Source organism: Synechococcus sp. H55.2, from assembly GCF_047462495.1.
Lineage (GTDB): Bacteria > Cyanobacteriota > Cyanobacteriia > Thermostichales > Thermostichaceae > Thermostichus.
This window is the reverse complement of sequence record NZ_JANSJH010000145.1, coordinates 1-4,236: the sequence shown is the minus strand read 5'-3', so window position 1 is coordinate 4,236 and position 4,236 is coordinate 1. Positions and strand designations below refer to the sequence as shown.

The window sequence follows — 4,236 nt, the reverse complement described above, 5'->3', positions numbered from 1 at the left end:
CGCTGTTCGGCCTGCTCGGCTCGTTGCCGTTCTTGTTCAGCCCTTTGCCGCTCCAGTTCGGCCTCGGTGGGCACCAGCTCTCCAGCAGGCGTGGCCCAGCGAATCCATGTGGTTTCGATGTCCCGAAACCTGCCTTCCCATTTCACCAGGTACAGTCCCAGAACTGCGCTCGGCAGGCGACCTTCTGCATCGACTTCAATCGGCTCATAGTGGTCGCCCCTCAGCCGAAACCCCGCCCAGTCCTCTGGCTCAAACGGGTCAAACCAAAAGTACTCCGGCACCCGGATAATTTGCTCGTAAAGCTGCTTTTTGCTTGTCTTATCATCCTGGGCAGTGCTGGGAGAAAGAAGCTCAATCACCACGTCTGGCCCTTTGCCCTGCTCCCAGATCACCCAGCTTTTGCGCTCGCCCTTGGGCACTCCCAGCACCACAAAATAATCAGGCCCTCGGAAATTGCGGCTGCGGGTCTGCTCCAAGCTGTAGTAGAGGAACATGTTGCCACTGACAAAGCCATCAGGGCGCTGCTGCAGCCAGGTTTGGGTGACGGAGATGAGCAAGTCCATCTGGCACTTGTGTCGCCAGCTTTCCATAGGTACGCCGTCGTCGTAGGGGAGCTCGTCTTGGGTAGGGGGCCAGTCGGGTAGATTAACCGGATCCGGCACCTCAATAATCGGTTTGGGGTTGGTCATTGCCAGTTCTCCGATAGGTATTTTGGGCTGGCCAGTTTTCTTTACAAAGTATCGGGATCCACTCCCAGTTCTCGCAACTTTTGGGCCAGGCGCTCCGCCCGTTGCCGTTCGATCTTTTCGGCTTCTTCTGGTGTGGGCACCAGCTCACCATTGGGGAAAAAGTACCGCAGCTGCCGGTTGTGAATGCCCAGGTACAGCCCCAACACCTCGCTCCAGCGCCACCCCTGCTCCGTTGGCTCAATCTCCTCGTACTGTTCCCCCCTCAGTCGCCAACCCATAAACTCCTGCGTTTCGGGAGAAAAGTAGAAGTACTCGGGTGTCCTAAAAACCCTTTCGTAAAGCTCCCGCTTCTCACCCCGATCCACCTTGGCTGTTGATTCCGAAAGCAGCTCGACGATCAAATCCGGGTACTTGCCCCCTTCTTCCCACACCACCCAAGAGGGGCGGGGGCGGTTTTCTACCCCTTTGACCAAAAACAGATCTGGGCCGCGGAAGTCTTTGCTTTTGAGTTGCTCTCGGCTGTAGTAAACGGTGAGGTTCCAGGCGAGGAAGTAGTCGTTGCGATCCTGCCAGAGGCGGGTGAGGCAGCTCACCAGAATCAAAAGCTGCAGGGCGTGGAGGGAGTGTTCCATTTCCGGTTCATCGCTGAGCAGCCCCTGGGCCGAGGGCATGAGCTCCGCCAGTTGCTGGCGGGTGAGGGGAGTTGTCTTTTCTTGGACTTTCTCTGGGGCCAGCATGAGGCACGCAGGTCAGGTAAGTTGATTGAGCTATAGGCTAGCCCATAGGTAAACCTGTCAGCGGAAGGGGAAAAACGTTCTAGAAAAGAGAGGCATAATGAGGGGTGCAAACCTCTTTTCCTGCTCTCATGTCTTTCTGGAAACCTTTGGTGCTCTTGGCAGTGCTGCTTTTTGCTTGGGCAGGCGGGATCCCCCCTGTGCAAGCAGCCACTCTGGGCGGATCCCCTTACAACCGCGCCCAACAGGAGGTTGTGGTTGCAGCCAGTCCAGAGCAGGTGTTGAAGGCGGCTGAACAGGCTTTTCAAGTCTGGAAGCGAGGCGAGCTGCTGTCTGTGAATGCCGAGGCGCTGGAAGTGAAAGGGATCTCCCGCACCAACTTTTTTAAGTTCGTGGACGATCTGACGGTTTCCTTATCGCCCATCGAAGGGGATCCCGGCCATACTCGTCTGCACATCACTTCGGTGGGCCGTATTGGGGAATACGATTTCGGCGGCAACCGGCGCAACATCAACGAGTACCTGAACACTCTGCAGTCCTTGTTGTCACAGGAGTAAAGCACCGCCATTGGGGTGAGAAAGGTGGATGACTCCTGGCTAGGGTCTTTCCGATTCCTCTGTTGCATGGTTCTCTTCTAGCTTGGCCACACGGGCTTCTAGCTTGCGCAGGGCCCGCTGCAGCTCAGGCAAATGTCGCTGAACTGCCATGCTCTTGCGCCATTCGGCAATGGGCTGATGGGGGTAGCCGGCCACGGTTTGGCCAGGAGGGATGTCGCTGGTAACGCCCGTCTGAGCGGCCACACGCACGCCATTGCCGATGTGCAGGTGGCCGGCCAGGCCGCATTGCCCGGCCAAAATGACGTGGTGGCCCAACTGGGTGCTGCCGGCAATGCCCACCTGGGCGACGATTAAGCAGTGGGATCCCGTGCGCACACCGTGGCCAATCTGCACCAGGTTGTCGATCTTGGTGCCGCGGCCAATACGGGTCTCCCCGACGGCGGCCCGATCGATGGTGGTGTTGCTGCCCACTTCTACACCGTCTTCCAGCACCACCCGGCCCGCCTGCAGCATGCGCCGCCAGGAGCCATCGGGGAGAGGAATGTGGCCGAAGCCGTCGTCGCCAATCACAGCGCCGCTGTGGATGAGGCAATCGTCGCCAATCTCTGTGCGCTCGTGAATGACGCAGTTGGCGAAAAGCTGACACCGGGATCCAACCCGCACATGGGGGTAGATGGTTACGTTGGGGTGGATTTGGGTGTAGTCGCCAATTTTCACCCCTTCCATCACCACCACATGCGGCCCGATGGCCACTCCCTCCCCCAACTCAACGCTGGGATCGATCACGGCTGTGGGATGGATCCCGGTGGGCAGGCGATAGGGTTGGTAAAACAGCTCGATGGCCTGGGCAAAGAGCAAGCGGGGATCCCTGCCCCGCAGGCAGGGGATGGGGCGAGGTAAAGCTATAGATTCGCCCACGATGACGGCGCTGGCTTGGGTTTGCTCCAAGAGGGGCAAGTAGCGGTCTTCGCTGAGGAAGCTCAACTCGCCTGGGCGAGCTTCCGCCAGGCTAGCTACGCCGTGGATCTCGAGGGTGGGATCCCCCTCGTAGGCGCATCCCAATTTTTGGGCGATCTCCTGTAGCCGCATCAGGGTTGGTGTCCTCTACGATTGCAACAGCCGCACATCCATCACAGTGCCGCGCAAGTTGTAGCTAAAAGTCTCCAGCTCCAGGGGAACGCCAACTTTGACGCGGTTGTTGCCCAGGACAATGCCGTTCTCGGTCCGCTGGCCCCGTCCCCGCAAGGTAAACACCAGATCAAAGCGGTAGGACTCTGGGTCAGGCAAGTTCTCGACCCGTCCATCGGGGAAAACCACCGGAACCGTGCGGCTGACATTTTCTATCCGCACCACTTCCACCTGGCCGTAGGGCTGGTTGCGGATGATCAAGTCAGCCTTCTGACCCACTTGAAAGGGTTCCAGGGATCGGCTGCTGACCCCCCGCACGATCATGTCCACTTCCACCGGCAGGGTAGGGCCGCCCCCCACCTGGACGACGCTGCCCGCTTGCCGCCCTGGCAAAAACAAAACGGCGACAATGGCCGCCACCACAATCGCCAGCGCCCCCAGATCTAGGAGACTGACTTTTCCCAAAAGACGTCCCTGTCCGTCAATGAGCCGCATAGCCCCCTCTCCTCCAACACACTGTTTTGATTCTAGGCAGGTTTGCTCCCCAGGTGGCCTCTCCTGCTTGGCCTAAGGGATCCAGGCCAGGGCGCTGCTGCCCAGCGGCAGGCGGCGACGGCTGTTGGGGATCGGCAGCCCATCTTGCAAGTCCACCAGCCACACTTGCCCGCTGCGGATTGCTTGCCCAGTGCGGCTGAGGGGGGCCCAGGGATCCGGAATCTCCTCTTGCAAGGGCTGCAAAAGCGTGTAGGCCAACAGGCGTCCGTCCGGAGAAAGGCTGAAGTCCAGCTCAAAGGGGTAGTCGGCCCGCGCCACCTCTATGGTCTTGCCCGCCCTCCCGCTGCCGAACACCACTGCCAGCAAGCGGGGGGACTCGGTGTAGGCCAGAGATTCCAACGCGCCCTCACCAACAAACTCGGCCTCGCTGACCAAGCCGTAAAAGACGGGTGCGCCGGGAGAAAAGGCTCCCTTGGTTACGGATCCCTCGGTTACCCAAATCTCCTCGCTGGTGCCGGTATTGCTGACGATAAAGAGGCTGCGGGTGTAGTCGGGATTGAAGCGCAGCAAAGCCCCGAAAGCCCCGTCGGGACGGATGGCCAAGGTTTGGCCGAACTGGGCCAAAAAGCTCTC

The 4,236-nt window shown here is 59.5% G+C and carries 5 protein-coding genes and 1 pseudogene; 1 reads left to right on the top strand and 5 read right to left on the bottom strand.

Annotated features, from left to right (window positions below; genetic code table 11):
* Both NW844_RS12290 and NW844_RS12285 read right to left on the bottom strand, forming a co-directional pair.
* Positions 1 to 689: Uma2 family endonuclease (locus tag NW844_RS12290; protein WP_414336034.1), on the bottom strand; the 689-nt coding region annotated here is incomplete at its 3' end.
* A gap of 41 nt (positions 690 to 730) precedes the next feature.
* The gene (locus tag NW844_RS12285) at positions 731 to 1,426 is read right to left on the bottom strand and encodes a Uma2 family endonuclease (protein ID WP_414336032.1); all 696 of its coding nucleotides are present in this window, start codon (positions 1,424 to 1,426) and stop codon (positions 731 to 733) included.
* Between the two features lie 104 nt (positions 1,427 to 1,530).
* On the opposite strand from NW844_RS12285, the gene NW844_RS12280 reads away from it, so the two are divergent.
* Positions 1,531 to 1,980, top strand: coding sequence for a DUF1499 domain-containing protein (locus tag NW844_RS12280; protein ID WP_414336030.1), 450 nt, complete (start codon positions 1,531 to 1,533; stop codon positions 1,978 to 1,980).
* Between the two features lie 39 nt (positions 1,981 to 2,019).
* On the opposite strand, the gene lpxD is transcribed toward NW844_RS12280, so the two are convergent.
* The 3 genes and pseudogenes from lpxD to NW844_RS12265 all read right to left on the bottom strand — a co-directional run.
* Positions 2,020 to 3,069 (bottom strand): UDP-3-O-(3-hydroxymyristoyl)glucosamine N-acyltransferase, encoded by a 1,050-nt coding sequence (gene lpxD, locus NW844_RS12275; protein WP_414336028.1) that lies wholly within the window; start codon positions 3,067 to 3,069, stop codon positions 2,020 to 2,022.
* A 15-nt stretch (positions 3,070 to 3,084) separates the two neighbouring features.
* The gene (locus tag NW844_RS12270; RefSeq protein ID WP_414336026.1) at positions 3,085 to 3,603 is read right to left on the bottom strand and encodes a DUF4330 domain-containing protein; all 519 of its coding nucleotides are present in this window, start codon (positions 3,601 to 3,603) and stop codon (positions 3,085 to 3,087) included.
* Between the two features lie 72 nt (positions 3,604 to 3,675).
* Positions 3,676 to 4,236, bottom strand: a pseudogene (locus NW844_RS12265) (hypothetical protein); the annotation flags it as partial.